This is a genomic window from Streptomyces sp. NPDC057137 (assembly GCF_042670825.1).
Lineage (GTDB): Bacteria > Actinomycetota > Actinomycetes > Streptomycetales > Streptomycetaceae > Streptomyces.
Genome location: NZ_JBHUUW010000079.1, coordinates 1 through 19911, shown reverse-complemented (window position 1 = coordinate 19911; position 19911 = coordinate 1). Strand labels below are relative to the sequence as shown.

General features: G+C 69.1%; 15 protein-coding genes and 1 tRNA gene. 5 read left to right on the top strand and 11 right to left on the bottom strand.

The window, feature by feature from the left end; genetic code table 11:
* Nucleotides 1–201: 201 nt before the first annotated feature.
* Both ACFT9I_RS35565 and pyk read left to right on the top strand, forming a co-directional pair.
* A complete protein-coding gene (locus ACFT9I_RS35565; RefSeq protein ID WP_382571407.1) occupies nt 202–912 on the top strand; it encodes an SIMPL domain-containing protein in 711 nt (236 codons plus the stop codon).
* 157 nt (nt 913–1069) lie between these two features.
* Nucleotides 1070–2503 (top strand): pyruvate kinase, encoded by a 1434-nt coding sequence (gene pyk / locus ACFT9I_RS35560; RefSeq protein WP_382571406.1) that lies wholly within the window; start codon nt 1070–1072, stop codon nt 2501–2503.
* Between the two features lie 18 nt (nt 2504–2521).
* On the opposite strand, the gene ACFT9I_RS35555 is transcribed toward pyk, so the two are convergent.
* Together ACFT9I_RS35555 and ACFT9I_RS35550 are read right to left on the bottom strand one after the other, a co-directional pair.
* The gene (locus ACFT9I_RS35555) at nt 2522–3265 is read right to left on the bottom strand and encodes a helix-turn-helix domain-containing protein (RefSeq protein WP_382571417.1); all 744 of its coding nucleotides are present in this window, start codon (nt 3263–3265) and stop codon (nt 2522–2524) included.
* Between the two features lie 110 nt (nt 3266–3375).
* Nucleotides 3376–3448: transfer RNA gene (locus ACFT9I_RS35550), tRNA-Leu, on the bottom strand.
* Between the two features lie 100 nt (nt 3449–3548).
* Between ACFT9I_RS35550 and ACFT9I_RS35545 the strand changes: the two genes are divergently transcribed.
* Nucleotides 3549–4202: an ANTAR domain-containing response regulator gene (locus tag ACFT9I_RS35545; protein ID WP_382571405.1), complete on the top strand. Its 654-nt coding sequence runs from the start codon at nt 3549–3551 to the stop codon at nt 4200–4202.
* 74 nt (nt 4203–4276) lie between these two features.
* Here ACFT9I_RS35545 and ACFT9I_RS35540 read toward each other — a convergent pair whose 3' ends face one another.
* From ACFT9I_RS35540 to ACFT9I_RS35505, 8 genes are all read right to left on the bottom strand, one after another.
* Entirely contained in the window at nt 4277–4993 is a 717-nt protein-coding gene (locus tag ACFT9I_RS35540) for an ABC transporter ATP-binding protein (RefSeq protein WP_382571403.1), read from the bottom strand.
* The gene (locus ACFT9I_RS35535) at nt 4990–5892 is read right to left on the bottom strand and encodes an ABC transporter ATP-binding protein (protein ID WP_382571402.1); all 903 of its coding nucleotides are present in this window, start codon (nt 5890–5892) and stop codon (nt 4990–4992) included. The genes ACFT9I_RS35540 and ACFT9I_RS35535 overlap by 4 nt, the downstream gene beginning before the upstream one ends.
* A gap of 5 nt (nt 5893–5897) precedes the next feature.
* Entirely contained in the window at nt 5898–7694 is a 1797-nt protein-coding gene (locus ACFT9I_RS35530; protein ID WP_382571400.1) for a branched-chain amino acid ABC transporter permease, read from the bottom strand.
* A gap of 5 nt (nt 7695–7699) precedes the next feature.
* Entirely contained in the window at nt 7700–8629 is a 930-nt protein-coding gene (locus tag ACFT9I_RS35525; protein ID WP_356585880.1) for a branched-chain amino acid ABC transporter permease, read from the bottom strand.
* A 103-nt stretch (nt 8630–8732) separates the two neighbouring features.
* Nucleotides 8733–9977, bottom strand: coding sequence for a branched-chain amino acid ABC transporter substrate-binding protein (locus ACFT9I_RS35520; protein WP_382571399.1), 1245 nt, complete (start codon nt 9975–9977; stop codon nt 8733–8735).
* 269 nt (nt 9978–10246) lie between these two features.
* Complete coding sequence (locus ACFT9I_RS35515) at nt 10247–10843, bottom strand: Tat pathway signal sequence domain protein (protein ID WP_382571398.1); 597 nt, start codon at nt 10841–10843, stop codon at nt 10247–10249.
* Nucleotides 10844–11115: 272 nt separating this feature from the next.
* A complete protein-coding gene (locus ACFT9I_RS35510; RefSeq protein ID WP_382571397.1) occupies nt 11116–11616 on the bottom strand; it encodes a PaaI family thioesterase in 501 nt (166 codons plus the stop codon).
* A gap of 138 nt (nt 11617–11754) precedes the next feature.
* Nucleotides 11755–14109 (bottom strand): FdhF/YdeP family oxidoreductase, encoded by a 2355-nt coding sequence (locus ACFT9I_RS35505; RefSeq protein WP_382571396.1) that lies wholly within the window; start codon nt 14107–14109, stop codon nt 11755–11757.
* A 157-nt stretch (nt 14110–14266) separates the two neighbouring features.
* Between ACFT9I_RS35505 and polA the strand changes: the two genes are divergently transcribed.
* A complete protein-coding gene (gene polA / locus ACFT9I_RS35500; protein WP_382571395.1) occupies nt 14267–16978 on the top strand; it encodes a DNA polymerase I in 2712 nt (903 codons plus the stop codon).
* Nucleotides 16979–17049: 71 nt separating this feature from the next.
* On the opposite strand, the gene ACFT9I_RS35495 is transcribed toward polA, so the two are convergent.
* A complete protein-coding gene (locus tag ACFT9I_RS35495) occupies nt 17050–17904 on the bottom strand; it encodes a DUF4184 family protein (protein WP_382571393.1) in 855 nt (284 codons plus the stop codon).
* A gap of 265 nt (nt 17905–18169) precedes the next feature.
* On the opposite strand from ACFT9I_RS35495, the gene ACFT9I_RS35490 reads away from it, so the two are divergent.
* A complete protein-coding gene (locus ACFT9I_RS35490; RefSeq protein WP_382571391.1) occupies nt 18170–19843 on the top strand; it encodes a lytic transglycosylase in 1674 nt (557 codons plus the stop codon).
* Nucleotides 19844–19911: the final 68 nt, after the last annotated feature.

Here is a 19911-nt window from a genome sequence, read left to right as displayed (position 1 = left end):
TCATCCACCCGCACAACGCGCGTAGACAAGGCGGCTAGATTCTGACGCAGGAACGAAGAATCGAACACCCCCAACGGGTTTCGATCCGGTGACTGCCGAATGTCGTGCCCGAACAAGAACCGGATGGGAGAGTGACCGGACAGGTATGCGAGGCGTACGCCACGCCCCCCAACTCGCCGCCGTACGAAGGAGAAACCACCCGTGACCACCGACGCACCCGCCCCCACCGCCGCGCCCTACGGCACCCCCGACGCCCCCAGGGTCGCCGTCCGGGGCGAGGCGCGCCTGGAGTTCGACCCGGAGATCGCGACCGTCGACATCTCCGTCGGCGCGCGCGGCACCGACCGGCGCACCGCCCTCGAAGACCTCACCCGCCGCAACAACGAGGTCCTGGCCCTGATCAAGTCCTACGGAGACGCCGTCGAGAGGCTGGTGACCGGCTCCTTCTCCATCAACCCCGAACTCAGCCGGCACGGCCGCGGCGAACGGATCCGCGCCTACCACGGCCGGGTGAACATCAGCGCCCAGCTCAGCGACTTCACCGCACTCGGCGAACTCACCACCCGCCTCGCCGACCTCGAACTCACCACCGTCAACGGCCCCTGGTGGGCCCTGCGCCCCGACTCACCCGCACACGGCGAGGCGCGGAGGCAGGCGGTCCGCGAGGCCGTCCAGCGGGCCCGCGAGTACGCACAGGCCCTCGGCGCGAACCTCGCCGCCCTCGTCGAGCTGGCCGACATCGGAGCCGAGAACGCCGCACCGTACGCGACGCGTGCCCCCGCGTACGCGATGAGTTACGGCGGCGCCCCCGAGCCCGCCGGCGCACCGCCCGCACTAGATCTCGAACCGCAGCGCCAGACCGTCCACGCGCAGGTGAACGCGCGCTTCACGATGACACCGCCGGTTCTCTGAGCCGTCTCTGAGCCCGGCCGCCGTCAACTCCCGAATAATGCTCATCGGAGCGCCGGTGCGCCCACTTCAACAGTTGTCAACAACCCTTCATGCAAAGGTTGTTGAGTAGTCATGTGAGACCAATTACCTACCCGGCGGTAAGGTTTAGTCTCGAATCATGCGCCGAGCAAAAATCGTCTGTACTCTCGGGCCCGCCACCGACTCGTACGACCAGATCAAAGCACTGGTCGAGGCCGGAATGGACGTCGCCCGCTTCAACCTCAGCCACGGCAGCTACGCCGACCACGAGGAGCGCTACCAGCGCGTACGCAAAGCCGCCGAGGAAACCGGCCGCAGCGTGGGAATCCTCGCCGACCTTCAAGGCCCGAAGATCCGCCTCGGGCGCTTCCGCGAAGGCCCCGTACTCCTTGAACGCGGCGACGAATTCACCATCACCGTCGAGCCCCTCGAAGGCGACCGCCACACGTGCGGCACCACCTACGAAGGACTCGCCGACGACGTCGCCGCCGGGGAACTCATCCTCGTCGACGACGGCAAGGTGACCCTGGAGGTCACCGAGGTCGACGGCCCCCGAGTCCGCACCACCGTCGTCGAAGGCGGCATGGTCTCCGACAACAAGGGCCTCAACCTCCCCGGCGTCGCGGTGTCCGTCCCCGCGCTCTCCGAGAAGGACATCGACGACCTCCGCTGGGCGCTGCGCATCGGCGCCGACGTCATCGCGCTCTCCTTCGTACGCAGCGGACGGGACATCGAGGACGTCCACCGCATCATGGACGAGGAGGGCCGGCGCGTCCCCGTCATCGCCAAGGTCGAGAAGCCGCAGGCCGTGGAGAACATAGACGACATCGTCGCCGCGTTCGACGGCATCATGGTCGCCCGCGGTGACCTCGGCGTCGAGATGCCGCTGGAGCAGGTGCCGATCGTGCAGAAGCGCGCGATCAAGCTCGCGAAGCGCAACGCGAAGCCGGTCATCGTCGCCACGCAGATGCTCGACTCGATGATCGACAACTCCCGCCCGACCCGCGCGGAGGCGTCGGACGTCGCCAACGCCGTCATCGACGGCACCGACGCGGTGATGCTGTCCGGCGAGACGAGCGTCGGCAAGTACCCGGTCGAGACGGTCCGCACGATGAGCCGCATCGTCGAGGCGGCGGAGGAGGACGTGCTGGCCAAGGGCCTCCCCCCGCTCACCGAGCGCAACAAGCCCCGCACCCAGGGCGGCGCGGTCGCCCGCGCGGCCGCCGAGATGGGCGACTTCCTGGGCGCGAAGTTCCTGGTGGCGTTCACACAGTCGGGCGACACGGTCAAGCGCCTCTCCCGCTACCGCTCACCGATCCCACTGCTGGCCTTCACCCCGGACCCGGCGACGCAGGCGCAGCTGAACCTCACATGGGGAGTGGAGGCGTTCCTGGGTCCGCACGTGGACTCCACGGACGCGATGGTCGACCAGGTGGACGAACACCTGCTGCGGATCGGCCGCTGCGACAAGGGCGACATCGTGGTGATCACGGCGGGCTCCCCGCCGGGGGTCGCGGGCTCGACGAACCTGGTCAGGGTCCACCACGTGGGCGAGGACGACAGCCCGAAGTAGCGGGGGTCGGGCCGGAGTTCAGTGCTTCGGCCCGACGTGGGTGTCCATGAGGGCGACGGACGCCTTCTTGGCGACGGAGATGTTCTTGGCGTTCGCCTTCTTCCAGGCGACCCCGAGGGCGTCGAGAGTGTCGGTGAACAGGCGCAGGATGTCGGCGGACTTGTTCGTGAAGAAGTACCGGGGGTACTCGTTGCGCTTCGTCGCGCCGCCGACGGTGCGGGTGGTCCAGTTCGTGGTCCGGCATCCGTCGGAGTGGATCAGGCCGCGTATCAGCTCCCAGGGGTGGGCGTCGACGATCTCCCGCTGCCAGCCGACGAGTTCGATGGGCCGGTCGTGCTTCTTGCCGGGGCCGTGCTGTGGAAACAGGCACGGCCAGTGCCGGTCGTAACTGCTCACCATGACGCATCCCTGTCTCTGCACGACGGCCACGGAGACACCGGGCCGGACGGCGGGAATGGCCGCCCGGCACAGCTCGATCAGACCGGGCCAGGCGTCCGCGCAGGCGATGCGCAGAGAGTGCCCACCTCGGGCGTACGTGCTGATGCAGCCGTCACCGAGATAGAGGCCGAGGAGATAGGCGTACGACGCGTTGTCGGCCGGCCCCGGCGGACAGTCCCGCGCCATGCGGGGCAGGGGCTCGATGCGAGCCTGCCAGGCGCGTATCGCGGCACGCGACACACCGGTCTCTGTGCTCACGGAATTGAGGCTGCGGCCTTGGGTGACGAGCCTCAGCACGCTTCGTCGCGTCTCCATGTCGTACACACGACCGAGCTTCACGTGATCTTGCGTCAGCGGAGTGGAAACGGTGCTTCTGTCACACGTTCACGTGAAGATCGGCGAGAATCGCGCCAACCTTGGAAACGAAGGGAAAGTGCCCCGAGTCGGATTCGAACCGACGCTGTATGGGTTTTGAATCCATGGCCTCTACCGCTGGGCTACCGGGGCTCCTTCGAAACGAAGGAAGGGACGGGCCCTCCGTGCTCCAACCATACCGTAGCTAGGTAGGCTCTTGCCCAGCAGTATCTGCCAGTTACGAGGAGCCTCAGTGACCGCCCCCGAGTCGCCCCAGCCCGTCGCCGACGACGACAAGTCGCATGTCCCGCCCCTGACGACCCGCGTCGTCATCGCCGAGGACGAGGCGCTCATCCGTCTCGACCTCAAGGAGATGCTCGAAGAAGAGGGCTACTCCGTCGTGGGCGAGGCCGGTGACGGTGAGCGTGCCGTTGAGCTGGCCCGCGAGCATCGGCCCGATCTTGTCATCCTCGATGTGAAGATGCCCGTCCTCGACGGCATCTCCGCCGCCGAGAAGATCGCCAAGGAGTCCATCGCCCCCGTCCTGATGCTCACCGCCTTCTCCCAGCGCGATCTCGTGGAGCGCGCCCGGGACGCCGGTGCCATGGCGTATCTCGTGAAGCCGTTCAGCAAGAGCGACGTCGTGCCGGCCATCGAGATGGCCGTCTCGCGCTTCAACGAGCTGAAGGCGCTCGAACAGGAGGTCGCCGACCTGACGACCCGCCTGGAGACGCGCAAGCTCGTGGACCGTGCCAAGTCGATCCTCCAGACCCAGTACGGCCTCACGGAGCCCGCCGCGTTCCGGTGGATCCAGAAGACGTCGATGGACCGGCGGCTGTCGATGCAGCAGGTCGCCGAGGCCGTCATCGAGGACGACGAGGAGAAGAAGGCCGCGAAGGGGCAGTAGCCGCGCGGCGCACACGTGAGATGGCCCGCACCCCCTCGGGGGGCGCGGGCCATCTCACGTACGCGACCGGGGACTCAGTCCTCGCCCAGGTACGCCTTCCGTACCGACTCGTCGACCAGCAGGTCCTGCCCGCTGCCCGAGAGTACGACCTTGCCGACCTCCATCACATGGCCCTGGTCGGCCAGTGACAGTGCCGCCTGGGCGTTCTGCTCGACGAGGAGGATCGTCGTGCCCTGCGACTTGAGTTCGGCGATCGTCGCCATGATCTTCTGCATCATGATCGGCGAGAGTCCCATGGAGGGCTCGTCCAGCATGAGCAGCTTGGGCTGCGACATCAGCGCCCGTCCCATGGCGAGCATCTGCTGCTCGCCGCCGGAGAGGGTGCCCGCCGCCTGCTTGCTGCGTTCGCCGAGGATCGGGAACAGCTCGTAGGCGCGCTTGATGTCCCGCTCGATGCCCGCCGTGTCCTTCCGGAGGAAGGCACCGAGCTTGAGGTTCTCCGCGATCGTGAGCCGCGGGAAGATCCGGCGGCCCTCGGGGGAGTGCGCCAGGCCCATCGCGACGATCTTGTGCGCGCCGACGCCGTGCAGCGGCTTGCCGTCGAAGATGATCCGGCCCCCGGAGGGCTTGAGCAGCCCGGACAGGGTGCGCAGCGTGGTCGTCTTGCCGGCGCCGTTGGTGCCGATGAGCGTGACGATCTGACCGGCTTCGACGCTGAAGGAGATGCCCTTGACGGCTTCGATCTTGCCGTAGGCGACCTTGAGGTCCTCCACCTCCAGTAGTGCGGTCACTTGGTGTCTCCTTCTGTGCCTGCCGTGCTGTGTGCCTCCGCGGCCTCCACCTCGGAGACTTCCTCGGCGCCGGGGGCGCCCTCGTAGGGGGTGCCGAGATAGGCGGCGACGACCCGCTCGTCGGCCTGGACGACCTCGGCGGTGCCTTCGACGAGCTTCTCGCCCTGGACGAGGACGGCGACGCGGTCGCACAGGTTGAAGATGAAGCGCATGTCGTGCTCGATGACGAGTACGGCGATGCCCTGGTCGCGGATGGCGAAGACCAGGTCCTGGGTGGTGCGGGTCTCCTGCGGGTTCATGCCGGCCGTGGGCTCGTCCAGGAGGAGCAGGCCCGGGTCGCTCGCGAGTGCGCGCGCGATCTCCAGCTTCCGCTGCTCCCCGTAGGGGAGGTTGCGGGCGAGGTGGTCGCGCTTGGCGGCGAGGCCGGTGAACTCCAGGAGTTCCATGGCGCGTGCCTCGGACTCCCGCTCCGCCTTCTTGAAGCCGGGGCCGCGCACGAGCGCGGACCAGAGGCCTTCCTTGGTCCTGGTGTGGCGTCCGACGAGGACGTTCTCCAGGACGGTCATGTTGGCGAAGAGGCGGATGTTCTGGAACGTACGGGCGATGCCTGCCTTGGTGACGAGGTGGGACTGGTGCGGCAGGACGGTGCCCTTGTAGCTGACGGTGCCGTCGGTGGGGACGTACAGACCGGTGAGGCAGTTGAAGAAGGTGGTCTTGCCCGCGCCGTTGGGGCCGATGAGGCCGACGATCTCGCCTGTGTTGACCTGGAGGTCGACGTTCTGTACGGCGGTGAGTCCGCCGAACTTCTTGGTGACGCCGGTGGCTTGGAGCACGGGTACGCCGGCCTGGGTGGCGGCCTTGGGGGATCCGGCGCCGGTGGGTTCGATGTCGGTGGTCATTCGGGTCACACCCCCGCTTTACTGAGGCCGATATCGCCCTTGGGGGCGTCCAGTTGCCCGGTTTCGTGGAATTCGAGCTGCTTCCTGCGGTCGGCGATGAGGCCCTCGGGGCGGAATCGCATGAGCAGGATCAGCGCGATGCCGAAGAGCAGCAGCTGGTAGTCGGACATGAACTGGAGCTTCGCCGGGATGAGGTAGAGCAGCGAGGCGCCGATGAGGGGTCCGCTGACCGTGCCCATGCCGCCGAGGATGACGGCGGCGAGCAGGAACGCCGAGTTGGGCGGGACGGCTTCGACGAACTTGTACTGGGCGGGCGTGACGGTGAAGGTCACGTGTGCCTGTACGGTGCCGGCCATGCCGGCGAGGGTGGCGCCGAGCGCGAAGGCGAGCAGCTTGAGCCGGAAGGCGTTGATGCCCATGGCCCTGGCCGCGGTCTCGTCCTCGCGGATGGCGACCCAGGCGCGGCCGATGCGCGACTGGTCGGAGCGGCGGAAGACGGTCACCACGATGATGGTGAACACCAGCATCAGCAGGTAGTAGTTGGAGAATCTGCCGAGTTCGACGCCGAGGATCGTATGTGGTTCCCCGAGGTTGAACCCGAAGAGGTCCAGGTCGGGGATGTTGGGGATGCCGTTGGAGCCGTTGGTGACGTCCGGGCCCGACGATCCGTCGAGGTTCTGCATGGTGATGCGGAAGATCTCACCGAAGCCGAGGGTCACGATGGCCAGGTAGTCGCCGTGCAGTCGCAGGGTCGGTGCGCCGATGACGACGCCGAAGACCAGCGAGGCGCCGGCGCCGCAGAGGACGGCGGCCCAGAACGGGAGCTGGAAGCCGATGGTGGACGACGGCGATCCGGAGACGAGGGCGGCCGTGTAGGCGCCGACGCCGAGGAAGGCGACGTATCCGAGGTCGAGCAGGCCGGCGAGGCCGACGACGACGTTGAGTCCGAGCGCGACGGTGGCGAAGATGAGGATGTTCGTACCGATGGAGGCGTACGCGTCGTTGCTCTGAGTGAAGGGGAACGCGAACGCGGAGACGAACGCCGCGGTCACGGTCACGTTCTTGTGCTTGGCCGTGAGGCTCGCGAGGCGGCGGTTGAGGCCGGCGCGGGAGACCGCGGTGGCGGCGAAGCCGACGAGGAGGATGTAGCCGATGAAGAGTTCGGCGGCCTCGGTGTCGATGCCGTAGGTGAAGACGTAGAGGCCGAGCCCGAACGAGGCGGCGATGATGAGGATTTCGGCCCAGCCGGGGAGCGGTGCGGCTTCCTTGGGCGTGGCGGCCTTGAAGGACTGGACGAACCGCTGCCAGATGTTGGGGTTGTCCTGGTCGCCGGGTACGTCGCCGGGGAGCCCGAGGGCCGCGACGAGCGTGATCAGCGAGGCCGCGGCCGCGACGTAGCCGCCCGGTTCGAGGTTGGCGAGTCCGCCGAGGTTCACGGCGATCGCGATGACCGTGTACCAGGTGGTGGCGAAGGTGCCGAGGGCGAAGAGGAGGACGGGGCTGTTCTTGCCGCCGGGGGTGAGCCAGCCGAGGCCGCGTACGCCGTAGCCGGCGACGACGAACAGCAGTGTCAGCAGCGCACCGGTGAGGGTGAGCAGCTGGAGGCCGCCGGGGTAGCCGGTGACGGTGAGGTCGCCGGGGAATTCGGAGGTCCAGGTCCAGGCGAGGAAGGTGCTCGCGAAGGTCGCGACGGCGCCGATCGCGGCGCCGAGGCCGGCCGCCGCGGGCGGCAGGCCGATGACGGGGCGGTTCTGCCGGGGCTCGGGGGCCACGGTGTTCGTTTTCGTCGTGGTGGTGGTCATCGGTATCACGCCCGATCCGAGACGCGTGCGCCGAGTAGACCTTGAGGCCTCAGCAGCAGTACGAGGATGAGGAGGACGAACGCCCACACGTCCTTCCAGGCGCCGCCGCCGAGCTGCGACATGCCGGGGATGTTCTCGATGTAGGCGGTGGCCATGGATTCGGCGAGGCCGAGGACGAGGCCGCCGATCATGGCGCCGTAGATGTTGCCGATACCGCCGAGGACCGCGGCCGTGAAGGCCTTGAGTCCGGCGATGAAGCCCATCTTGAAGTTGACCTCGCCGTACTTGAGGCCGTGTGCGACGGCCGCGATGGCGGCGAAGGCGGCACCGATGGCGAACGCGGTGACGATGATGCGGTCGGTGTTGATGCCCATCAGCTTGGCCGTGTCCGGGTCCTGCGACGTGGCCTGCATGGCGCGCCCGGTGCGGGTCTTGGAGACGAAGATGCCGAGCGTGATCATGCACAGGGGCGCGGCGATGAGCAGGAAGAGGTCGCCGCGGCTGATGGCGAATGCTCCGAAGTCGAGCCTGCCGCCTTCGAATTCGGGGAAGGGGCGGGACTTCGTGGCGTCCGGGTAGAAGGCCCAGATGGCTTGCTGGAGTGCGATGGAGAGGCCGATCGCGGTGATCAGTGGTGCGAGCCTGGGGGCGTCCCGCAGGGGCCGGTAGGCGAAGCGTTCGGCTCCTACGGCGACGAGCACGGAGCAGGCCATCGCCATGAGGATCATGAGGGGCAGTGCGAGGAGCAGGCTGGTACCGCTGGGCAACCAGAGGAATACGGTCAGCGCACCGAAGCCGCCGATCATGAATATCTCGCCATGGGCGAAATTGATGAGCTGGACTATGCCATAGACCATCGTGTAACCGATTGCGATGAGTCCGTACAGCGCGCCGAGTAGCAGGCCGTTGGCAAGTTGCTGCGGCAGATCGTTCACCGCGGGGCCTCCGAATGAGTGGGGTCAGATACGGCCGCGCGGGGGCGCTGTGGCGCCCCCGCGCGGTGGTAGGTCCTACTGGAGGGAGGGCTGGTGAGCCCGATCAGCCCTCGAACACGCCCGTCTGGACGGGGACGTGCTTGCCGCCCTTGACCTCGTAGAGGGAGAGCTGCTTGTTCACGGTGTCGCCGAACTCGTCGAAGCCGACCGTGCCGGTGACTCCGTCGAACTTGACGTCCTGCATGGCCGCGGTGATCTGCTTGCGCGCGTCCTTGGCGTCGCCGGGCAGCTTGCCGTCGTTCTTCTCGACGGTGGCCTTGACCGCCTGGATGATCGCCCAGGTGGAGTCGTAGGCGTAGCCGCCGTACGCCTCGAAGGCGCCGTCGTAGCCGCCGGCCTCGTAGTCCGCGATGAACTTCTTGGCGGTGTCCAGGGTCTCCAGGGGCGCGCCCACGGAGCTGGCGAAGTCGCCTTCGGAGTTCGCCTTGCCCAGCTTGATGTACTCGGCGCTGAAGAGAGCGTCGCCGCCGACCGTGGGGATCTTGGCGCCGGCGTTCTTGATCTGGCTGGCCAGCGGGGCGCCGGCCGGGTACTCGCCGCCGTAGTAGACGAAGTCGGCGTCGGTCTGGGCGACCTTGCTCGCGACGGACGAGAAGTCCTTGTCGTCCGGGTTGATGTGGTCGGTGCCGACGACCTTGCCGCCGAGCTTCTTGAACTCGGTGGAGAAGGTGGCGGCGAGACCGGCTCCGTACGTCTTCTTGTCGTCGATGACGTAGACGTTCTTGAGCTTCTGCTTGTTGAACATGAACTGCGCGGCGTACGGGCCCTGGATGGCGTCCGTGGTGGCCGTACGGAAGTACGTGTCGAAGCCGCGGACCTTCTTGCCGCTCTGCCAGTCCTTGCCCTGAGTCATCTCGGGGTTGGTGTTGGCGGGCGAGACCTGGACCAGGTTGTCGTTGGCGAAGACCTTCTGCATGGCCTGGCCGACGTCGGAGTTCAGGGGGCCGACCACGCCCATGACCTTCTGGTTGCCGACGAGCTTGGTGGCGTTCTGCTGGCCGGTCGCCGCCTGGGCGACGTCGTCCAGGGACTCCAGCTCGAAGGTGACGCCTTCGACTTCGTTGTTCTTGTTGGCCGTCTTGACGGCGAGGTCGGCGGAGTTCTTGATGCCCTGGCCGAGCGCGGAGAGGTCTCCGGTCAGCGGCGCGTCGAGGCCGATGACGACGGTCGTCTTTCCGCCGTCGCCGCTGCCTCCCTCGCTGCTGTCGTCGCGGGAGCCGCAAGCAGACAGCGTGAGGGCTCCTACGGTGACCGCAGTGGTGACTATGAACAAGGAACGGTGACGCACGATCAGTCCTTTCCCCTGGCACGGCTGTCCCTGACTGGGACGCCGGGTCGAGCGCTGGAACCGAACTGAAAGTAATCCGGTGGCGCGGTGACTGGCCGTGACTCTAAGCGCGCTGGTGGGGGTGGTGCAGAGGTGCGGCCCATGATGTGACGCTCTTGTTATGACGGGACCGCGATGAAGCCCGGCCGGGAGGGGAAGGGCGTGTGATTTGAGACCGTTCGGAAGTCCACATGCTGAGAACCAGCAGGACCGTACTGGTAATCAGTCGATTACGGAGCGGGACGGTCGCATGCTTTCTGGATGGCCGCGCCGAGGTCTTCGGGGTATCCGCCGCCGAGGATCCGGCTCTGCTTCTGGACGGCCCGTTCGTTACGCAGGGTGACTTCCAGGAAGGGGAGTCCGGCGTTCCGTGGTACTTCCCCGCAGTCGAGTACGTAGACGGTGACCGCCACGTCGCGGGACTCGCCGGCCGCCACGGTGAACGGGGCGGACGGTTCCGTCGATACGGCGAGCGCGGCCGACGGTTGGGTGATGGAGTCGACGGTCACCCGCCGGCCGGGCTCGGTCGAGATGCTGACGCCGAAGGTGAACGCGCCCGTGTGCTCGCCCTTCGGTGAGGCGCCCGCGTAGGAGAACCCAACGACCTGCGAGGGCCAGGGTGGTGGTGGCGCGGGGGGCGGCGCCGGGGCGTTGAGGACGTACACGCACACGCCCGTCGTGAGGGTCGCGGCGGCGGCGAGGACGGCCTTGCGGCGGTGGCGCGCGGGCACGGTGAGACGGGCGCGGGCCGGCGTCGCCCCGGTGAGCGGGGGCGCCGGGTGGTGATAGGTGTCCTCGCCCGGTTCGACGGGGCCGATGCCGCTCATGTGCCGAAGTTAATGCGCATCGGGCGGCAGGACAATGGATCGTGCCGCACGGCGTCACGCAACGTCACCATCGGGGGTCCCACCTGGCTCTCCCTGTGCCCATGTCCGGCGGCGGCCGACGGGCCGCGGGTGTTCCGGCAGGCTCTGGTTACCGCCGTGTTTCGCGGCCGTCGGACGGGGGTCGGGCGTCTCACCTGTTGGTCACCCTGGGCCGGGAGAAGCCCGTTCAACGCTTCCCCCGGCCCGCTTGAGCCTCCCTTGAGGTTCGCCCTTCAGGCGTCTTTCGGCGTCGTGGACGCACTGCCGTCGCCGCTCCGGAGCAGACAGGTCAGCCGGGCCGTGCAGACCCGCTTGTCCCGTTCGTCGGTGATCACGATCTCGTACGTCGCGGTGGACCGGCCGCGGTGGACCGGGGTGGCGACGCCGGTCACCAGCCCGCTGCGTACGGCGCGGTGATGGGTGCAGTTGAGATCCACGCCCACGGCGACCTTGTCGCGCCCGCCGTGCATCATCGCGCCGATGGAGCCGAGGGTCTCGGCGAGTACGGCGGAGGCGCCGCCGTGGAGCAGCCCGTACGGCTGGGTGTTGCCCTCCACGGGCATGGTGGCGACGACGCGGTCGGCGGACGCCTCGGTGACGCGGACGCCCATGCGGGTGCCGAGGTCCCCGGCGGAGAAGAGCGACGTCAGGTCGATGTCGTTGGACGCGTACTCGTCGATGATCTCTTTCGGGAACGTCGCTGCGGGCTGCTCGTTCGCGGTGTTGTCACCCATGGGGTCAGGCTCCGATCGGCTGCTTGGCGTGGTGCGGTGCGGTACGTGTTCGGTGCGTGTTTCCGCGCGCGTCGGTGCGCGTGCTCTCGCGTCTTCTCGGGTCTGTTTCGGACGGGTCGGGCGGCCCGGGGCACCGCCTCAGCGGTGTTCGAAGCGCACCACGACGGACTTGCTCGCCGGGGTGTTGCTGGTGTCGGCCGTGGAGTCCAGCGGCACGAGCACGTTCGTCTCCGGGTAGTAGGCGGCGGCGCAGCCGCGGGCCGTGGGGTAGTGCACCACCCGGAAGCCGCGGGCGCGCCGCTCGACGCCGTCGCGCCACTCGCTGACCAGATCCGTGTACGAGCCGTCCGCCAGGCCCAGCCCGCGCGCGTCGTCCGGGTTCACCAGGACGACGCGGCGGCCGTTCTTGATGCCCCGGTAGCGGTCGTCGAGACCGTAGACCGTGGTGTTGTACTGGTCGTGCGAGCGCAGCGTCTGGAGCAGCAGCCGGCCTGCCGGCAGCTCCGGGTACTCGACGGGCGCCGCCGTGAAGTTGGCCTTGCCGGTGAGCGTGGGGAAGCGCCGTTCGTCGCGCGGGGCGTGCGGGAGCTGGAAACCGCCGGGCCTGGCGACGCGTTCGTTGAAGTCCTCGAAGCCGGGGACGACGCGCGAGATACGGTCGCGGATCGACCCGTAGTCCTTCTCGAACTCCTCCCACGGAGTCAGCGACGCGGGACCGAGGACGGCACGCGCCAGCCGGGTGACGATCGCCGGCTCGGACAGCAGGTGCGGGCTCGCGGGAGCGAGGTTGCCGCGTGAGGCGTGCACCATGCCCATGGAGTCCTCCACGGTCACGATCTGCCTGCCACCCGCCTGTATGTCCTTGTCGGTGCGGCCGAGGGTCGGCAGGATCAGGGCGCGCGCGCCGGTCACCGCGTGCGAGCGGTTGAGCTTGGTCGACACGTGCACGGTGAGCCGCGCGGTGCGCATCGCCGCCTCGGTCACCGCGGTGTCCGGGGACGCCGAGACGAAGTTGCCGCCCATGGCGAAGAAGACCTTCGCGTCGCCGTCGCGCAGGGCGCGGATGGCCCGTACGACGTCGTAGCCGTGGTGGCGCGGCGAGGTTATGCCGAACTCCCGGTCCAGGGCGTCGAGGAACGCCGGCGCGGGCCGCTCGAAGATGCCCATGGTGCGGTCGCCCTGGACGTTGGAGTGTCCGCGTACGGGGCACACTCCGGCGCCGGGCCGGCCGATGTTGCCGCGCAGCAGCAGGAAGTTGACGACCTCGCGGATGGTCGCGACGGAGTGCTTGTGCTGGGTGAGGCCCATCGCCCAGCAGACGATGGTGCGCTTCGAGGCCAGCACCATGGCCAGCGCGCGCTCGATGTCGGCGCGCTCCAGGCCCGTCGCGGTGAGGGTCTCGTCCCAGTCGGCGGCGCGCGCGGCTGCGGCGAACTCCTCGAAGCCGTGGGTGTGTTCGGCGACGAACGCCTCGTCGACGGCGGCCGGGTCGGTCTCCGCCGCGTCCAGGATCAGCTTGTTCAGCAGCCGGAAGAGGGCCTGGTCGCCGCCGATGCGGATCTGGAGGAAGAGGTCGTTGAGGGCCGCGCCCTTGACCATGCCCTGCGGGGTCTGCGGATTCTTGAACCGCTCCATGCCGGCCTCGGGCAGTGGGTTCACCGAGATGATCCGCGCGCCCGCCGATTTGGCCTTCTCCAGGGCGGAGAGCATCCGGGGGTGGTTGGTCCCCGGGTTCTGCCCGGCCACGATGATCAGGTCGGCCTGGTGCATGTCCTCCAGGGACACGCTGCCCTTGCCGACGCCCAGGGTCTCGGCGAGCGCCGAACCGGACGACTCGTGGCACATGTTGGAGCAGTCGGGGAGATTGTTCGTGCCGAACTCGCGCGCGAACAGCTGGAGGAGGAAGGCCGCCTCGTTGCTCGTACGGCCCGAGGTGTAGAACAGCGCCTCGTCGGGGGAGTCCAGCGCGTTGAGTTCCTCGGCGATGATCGCGAACGCGCGCTCCCAGCTGACGGGTTCGTACCGGTCACCGGCACCGCCTTTGTCGCTGCTGTCGTTGTCGCCGCCGTCGTGGTCGCGCTGGTCGCCGTCGCGGTCGCCGGTTCCGCGTTCCAGGAGCATCGGCTGGGTGATCCGGCCCTGCTGGCCCAGCCAGTAGCCGCTGCGGTTCGCCAGGTCGGCCACCGGGTGCGCGGCGAAGAAGTCGGGCGTCACCCGGCGCAGTGTCGCCTCCTCGGCGACCGCCTTCGCGCCGTTCTCGCAGAACTCCGCCGTGTGCCGGTGATCGCCCTCCGGCCAGGCGCAGCCCGGACAGTCGAAGCCGTCCTTCTGGTTGACCTTGAGCAGCGTCCGCGCCGCGCGGGTGACACCCATCTGCTGCTGGGCGACGCGCAGCGAATGCGCCACGGCCGGCAGCCCGGCGGCGCTGCGCTGCGGGGCGGCGACCTGCGGTGCGTCCTGGACCGGGTCACCTGAGGGCGGCTTGCTGGCCATCACGCTCTCCCTAGCTCGTACGACGGGACCCGGCGGGACCCGGCGGGATTCGGTCCCGTGATCCTTGGTTCCTCGATCCTGTCACGCACCCTCGACGGCCCGTCGGGGCGGAGTGCGTGGGTCAGGATTGTCAGTGGGGCGTGGCAGGATCGGGTACGTGGCTGAGACAGCATCGAAGAAGACCGCAGACAACCGTCCTCGCCTGCTCCTCATGGACGGGCACTCTCTGGCGTACCGGGCGTTCTTCGCGCTGCCCGCGGAGAATTTCACCACCAGCTCCGGCCAGCCGACCAACGCCGTCTACGGCTTCGCGTCGATGCTGGCCAACACCCTGCGTGACGAGGCGCCCACGCACTTCGCGGTGGCCTTCGACGTGTCGCGCAAGACATGGCGCTCGGAGGAGTTCCCCGAGTACAAGGCGAACCGCTCCAAGACCCCCGACGAGTTCAAGGGCCAGGTCGAGCTGATCGGCGAGCTGCTGGACGCGATGAACGCGCAGCGGTTCGCGATCGACGGCTTCGAGGCGGACGACGTCATCGCCACCCTCGCCACCCAGGCCGAGGAAGCCGGCTTCGAGGTCCTCATCGTCACCGGCGACCGGGACTCCTTCCAGCTCATCACCGAGCACACCACGGTGCTGTATCCCACCAAGGGCGTCTCCGAGCTGACCCGCTTCACCCCGGAGAAGGTCCAGGAGAAGTACGGACTGACCCCGGCGCAGTATCCGGACTTCGCCGCCCTGCGCGGCGACCCGTCGGACAACCTCCCCGGCATCCCCGGCGTCGGCGAGAAGACGGCCGCGAAGTGGATCAACCAGTTCGGCTCGTTCGCCGACCTGATGGAGCGCGCCGACGAGGTCAAGGGCAAGGTCGGCGAGAATCTGCGCGAGCACCTGCCCTCGGTCAAGCTCAACCGCCATCTCACCGAGCTGGTGCGCACCGTCGAGCTGGCGAAGACCCCGCAGGAGCTGGAGCGCGCTCCGTACGACCGGACGGCCGTCACCGGCGTGCTCGAAGTGCTGGAGATCCGCAATCCGAGCCTGCGCGAGCGGCTGCTCGCCGTGGACCCCGGCGCCGTCGAGGACGAGGCACCGGCCCCCGAGGCGGGCATCGAGCTGGACGGCACGGTCCTCGCCTCCGGCGAGCTGGCGCCCTGGCTGGCGGAGCACGGCGACGAGCCGCTGGGTGTCGCACTCGTCGACACCTGGGCGCTCGGCACGGGCAGCATCGGCGAGGTCGCGCTGGCCGCGGCCGACGGCGCCGCCGCCTGGTTCGACACCACCCAGCTCGACGAGGCCGACGAGAAGGCCTTCGGCGACTGGCTCGCGGCGGCGGACCGCCCCAAGGTGCTGCACAACGCGAAGAGCGCCATGCGGGTCGCCCCCGAGCACGGCTGGCGGATCGGCGGGGTGACCATGGACACCGCGCTCGCCGCGTATCTGGTCAAGCCCGGCCGCCGTTCCTTCGCGCTCGACGCCCTCGCCGTCGAATACCTCGGACGTGAACTCGCCCCGGCCGCCGCGGCCGACGGCCAGCTCGCCTTCGGCAGCGACGACCAGGCCGAGGCGGACGCGCTGATGACACAGGCGCGCGCCATCCTCGACCTCGGCGACGCGTTCACCGGCCGGCTGGAGGAGGTCGGGGCCACCAAGCTGCTCCAGGACATCGAGCTGCCCACCTCCGCGCTGCTCGCCAAGCTGGAGCGCAACGGGATCTCCGCCGACCAGCCCCATCTGGTCACCCTGGAGGAGCAGTTCGCCGCCGCCGTCCAGCAGGCGGTGAAGGAGGCGCACGCGGCCGTCGGACACGAGTTCAACCTCGGCTCGCCCAAGCAGCTCCAGGAAGTCCTCTTCGGCGAGCTGAACCTGCCCAAGACCAAGAAGACCAAGACCGGTTACACGACGGACGCCGACGCGCTGGCCTGGCTCGCCGCGCAGACCGAGCACGAACTGCCGGTCGTGATGCTGCGCCACCGCGAGCAGGCCAGGCTGCGGGTCACCGTCGAGGGCCTGATCAAGATGATCGCGGCCGACGGCCGTATCCACACCACCTTCAGCCAGACGGTCGCGGCCACCGGCCGGCTCTCGTCCACGGACCCCAACCTGCAGAACGTGCCGGTGCGCACCGACGAGGGCCGCGCGATCCGCCGCGGTTTCGTCGTCGGCGAGGGCTACGAGTCGCTGATGACCGCCGACTACAGCCAGATCGAGCTGCGCGTCATGGCGCATCTGTCCGAGGACGCCGGTCTGATCGAGGCGTTCACCTCCGGCGAGGACCTGCACACCACCGTCGCCTCCCAGGTGTTCGGCGTCGAGCGCGCCGCCGTCACCCCCGACATGCGCCGCAAGATCAAGGCGATGTCGTACGGACTGGCGTACGGCCTCTCGGCGTTCGGCCTCTCCCAGCAGCTGAACATCGAGGCGGCCGAGGCGCGCGGTCTGATGGAGACGTTCTTCGAGCGCTTCGGCGGCGTACGGGACTATCTCCAGCGAGCGGTCGTCGAGGCCAGGGCCACGGGCTACACGGAGACGATGCTCGGCCGCCGCCGCTATCTCCCGGACCTGAACAGCGACAACCGCCAGCGCCGCGAGATGGCCGAGCGGATGGCGCTGAACGCCCCGATCCAGGGCACGGCCGCCGACATCGTCAAGGTCGCCATGCTCCGCGTCGACACGGCACTCACCGAGGCCGGGCTGACCTCGCGGATGCTCCTCCAGGTCCACGACGAAATCGTGCTGGAGATCGCTCCCGGCGAGCGGGACCGGGTGGAGGAGCTGGTGATCCGCGAGATGGCCGCGGCGACGGAGCTGCGGGCGCCGCTGGACATCTCGGTGGGCGTGGGCCCGGACTGGGACTCGGCCGCCCACTGACGGCGGGCGGCGTCTTTCGTCCTCGACGCTCGTCCTCGACGTTCGTCCTCGTCACTTGTTCTCGTACGGGATCAGCGTGATCCCGTACGGGAACGGTCCGGGGCGGTCGTCGCCGGCTCCGTGCGCGTGGTGACGGCACGCAGCCGCGTCCCCGCGCCGTACAGCACGAGTCCGAGGGCCAGCCCCGACCCGGCGCCGAAGCAGAGCGTCGGGATGACGTCCAACGGCGTGGACACCTGCCCGTGGTAGGCGTACCAGCGGGTGAACCGATGCGCCATGCCGAGCGACACGCACCCCACCAGCAGGGCGTACGCGAGCAGACGCTCGCACCGTACGAGCACGGGCACCGAGACCGGCGCGGGAGTCCGGGGCAGCCGGCGCACGGCGGTGACCGTGAACCAGCAGAGCGCCACCAGCGCCAGGGCCGAACTGCCGTACTGCGTGTACGTGTACAGGGGGAAGCCCGCGACGGCCTCACCCAGCGCGGGCACCAGGCGGGTGCCCCACCGGTCGAAATGCGTGAACGCGTCCCACACCACATGGGTGGACGCGCCGATTACCGCCGAGACGTAGAACCGCGCGGCGAGCGCCGCCCGCCGTCCGCCGCGCCGGTCGGGTCCTCGTACGAAGGCGTGCGCCCGTCCCTGCCAGGCGGCGGGCAGCAGCGCCAACAGCGGCTCGCGCAGCATCAGCCAGACACCCACCAGGGCTGCGGCGATGACGACATCGACGGTGAACAGGCCCACGGGGCCGTGCGTCACCTCGCCGAACTCCATGGCGGCGGGCACGGCGGTCGCGGCGAAGTACGTCATGTCGGGTGCCATCGAGCCGGCGACGAGCGCGGAGGCGAGCAGCGGACCGCGTGACGTGCCGTCCCTCCTGATGCCCGGCAGCACCGCCGCCGCATGGCTCAGTGTGAAAGGCATGGCCGTCTCCCTGGGGCGTGTCTTCGTCGTTCGTCGTTCGATGTTCGATCAGGCAGGGAACACGCCCACCTGGTACGGAGTCAGTCGGATCAGTATGAAGGACGCATGTTCTCGGCCATCGGTTCGACCTACGGGAAGCCGGGAGGTGGCGAAACGGTGAAAAGCGGTCACCGACCCGTGTGCGCGCACAGGGAGTTGCCGTAGGGTCGCCTGAGTCCTCGCGCTGGGGAGCGCGAACAGCCGTTCACCGGGAGGGACCAGACGTATGGCAGCGCAATTCGGCCGTCGGCTCCGTAGAGGGGCGACCACGACAGCGGTCGCCGCACTCGCGGTCGCCGCGCTTTCCGCCTCGCAGGCCCCCGCGATCGTCCCCGGCGGTGGCGGTGACAGCGGAAAGCAGGCGTCCGGATCGAGCGTGCCCGACGAGGACACGGCCTCCGGGGACTCCTCGTACCACACGGACCTCCCGCCGCTGAACACCCCTGACAAGCCGGGCACTTCGATCGACCTGCCGAGCCTGGGCGCGTCGGAGGCCGGGATACCGGCGACCGTGCTGGCCGCGTACAAGCAGGCCGAACAGAGCATCGGGGTCACCAACCCCGGCTGCAATCTGCCGTGGCAGCTCCTCGCCGCGATCGGCAAGGTCGAGTCGGGCCAGGCGCGCGGCGGCCGGGTGGACGACAACGGCACGACGTTCTCGCCGATCCTCGGCCCGGTGCTGAACGGTGTCGGCTTCGCCAACATCTCCGACACCGACAACGGCGCGTACGACGGCGACAAGACGCACGACCGCGCCGTGGGCCCGATGCAGTTCATCCCGGCGACCTGGGCGACCTGGGGCCAGGACGCCAACAGCGACGGCCGCAAGGACCCCAACAACATCTTCGACGCTGCGCTGGCCGCCGGTCGCTATCTTTGCGCCAACAATCGCGACCTGTCGGTCAAGGGCAATCTCGACCAGGCGATCCTCAGTTACAACCGCTCGCGGGAGTATCTGGCAACGGTCCTGTCGTGGCTCGAGTACTACAAGCGCGGCAGCCACGAGGTCCCGGACGGCACGGGCGTGCTGCCCACGGGCCCCGGCCCGGTGAACCCGGGCGGTCCCAGTAACTCGCCGAGCCCCGGCCCGAGTCCGACGAACCCCAGTACGCCGCCGAAGCCCCCGAAGCCGCCGACGACGAAGCCGCCCACGACGCCCCCGACCACGCCCCCGACCACCCCTCCGACGACGCCGCCCACCACCCCCGTGCCGACCGTCGAGCGGCTGGAGGACGCGGGCACCGGCAAGCTGTCCGCCACGGCCGGCGGGGCGTTCGCGGAGCGCGTCACGGTGCGCGGCGAGGACGCCAAGGGCAAGGCCGTCGGCAAGGTGGCCGTGCAGTTCACGATCGTCGGCGACACGGACGCGACGTTCGCGGGCGGCGGCAAGAAGGCCACCGTCACGAGCGGCGCCGACGGCATCGCCAAGGCGCCCGCGCTCCAGGCGGGCGAGAAGACCGGCGACTTCACGGTGCGGGCGGGTGTCGTGAGCCGTACGGCCCCGGCCGTCGACTTCACGGCGACGGTCACCGAGCGCCAGGCCGACGCGGTCGTCAGGACCGGCGACAAGGAGCTGACGGCGGCGCCGGGCGCGGAGTTCGCCGACAGCGTCGAGGTCAAGGCCACCAACAAGGGCGAGATCGCTCCGGGTGTGGCGGTCAAGGCCACCCTGATCAAGTCGGCGGACGACGCGTCGGCGGCGGACAAGGGCCCGTACTTCAAGGACGCGGACGGCAAGCCGCTCCGTGCCCTGACGGGTCTGAAGACGAACGCCCAGGGCCTGCTCGTCCTCCCGAAGATCTTCGCGGACGACGCGACGGGCACGTTCCTGCTCCAGATCGAGACGGCGGGCGGCGCGAAGGTGACGATCGAACTGAAGGTCGCCGCCCCGGCGGCGTAGTCACGGGAGCCGGCCTACGGGGCCGGCTCACCGGACCGGCGAACGCACGCCGCCCCTCCGTCACGGAC

Excerpts from the sequence above, each read along its gene's own strand:
- pyk (WP_382571406.1), top strand. The coding sequence starts at position 1,070 with ATGCGCCGAGCAAAAATCGTCTGTACTCTCGGGCCCGCCACCGACTCG.
- ACFT9I_RS35535 (WP_382571402.1), bottom strand. The coding sequence starts at position 5,892 with ATGACCACCGACATCGAACCCACCGGCGCCGGATCCCCCAAGGCCGCC.
- ACFT9I_RS35530 (WP_382571400.1), bottom strand. The coding sequence starts at position 7,694 with ATGACCACCACCACGACGAAAACGAACACCGTGGCCCCCGAGCCCCGG.
- ACFT9I_RS35515 (WP_382571398.1), bottom strand. The coding sequence starts at position 10,843 with ATGAGCGGCATCGGCCCCGTCGAACCGGGCGAGGACACCTATCACCAC.
- ACFT9I_RS35510 (WP_382571397.1), bottom strand. The coding sequence starts at position 11,616 with ATGGGTGACAACACCGCGAACGAGCAGCCCGCAGCGACGTTCCCGAAA.
- ACFT9I_RS35505 (WP_382571396.1), bottom strand. The coding sequence starts at position 14,109 with ATGGCCAGCAAGCCGCCCTCAGGTGACCCGGTCCAGGACGCACCGCAG.
- ACFT9I_RS35495 (WP_382571393.1), bottom strand. The coding sequence starts at position 17,904 with ATGCCTTTCACACTGAGCCATGCGGCGGCGGTGCTGCCGGGCATCAGG.
- ACFT9I_RS35490 (WP_382571391.1), top strand. The coding sequence starts at position 18,170 with ATGGCAGCGCAATTCGGCCGTCGGCTCCGTAGAGGGGCGACCACGACA.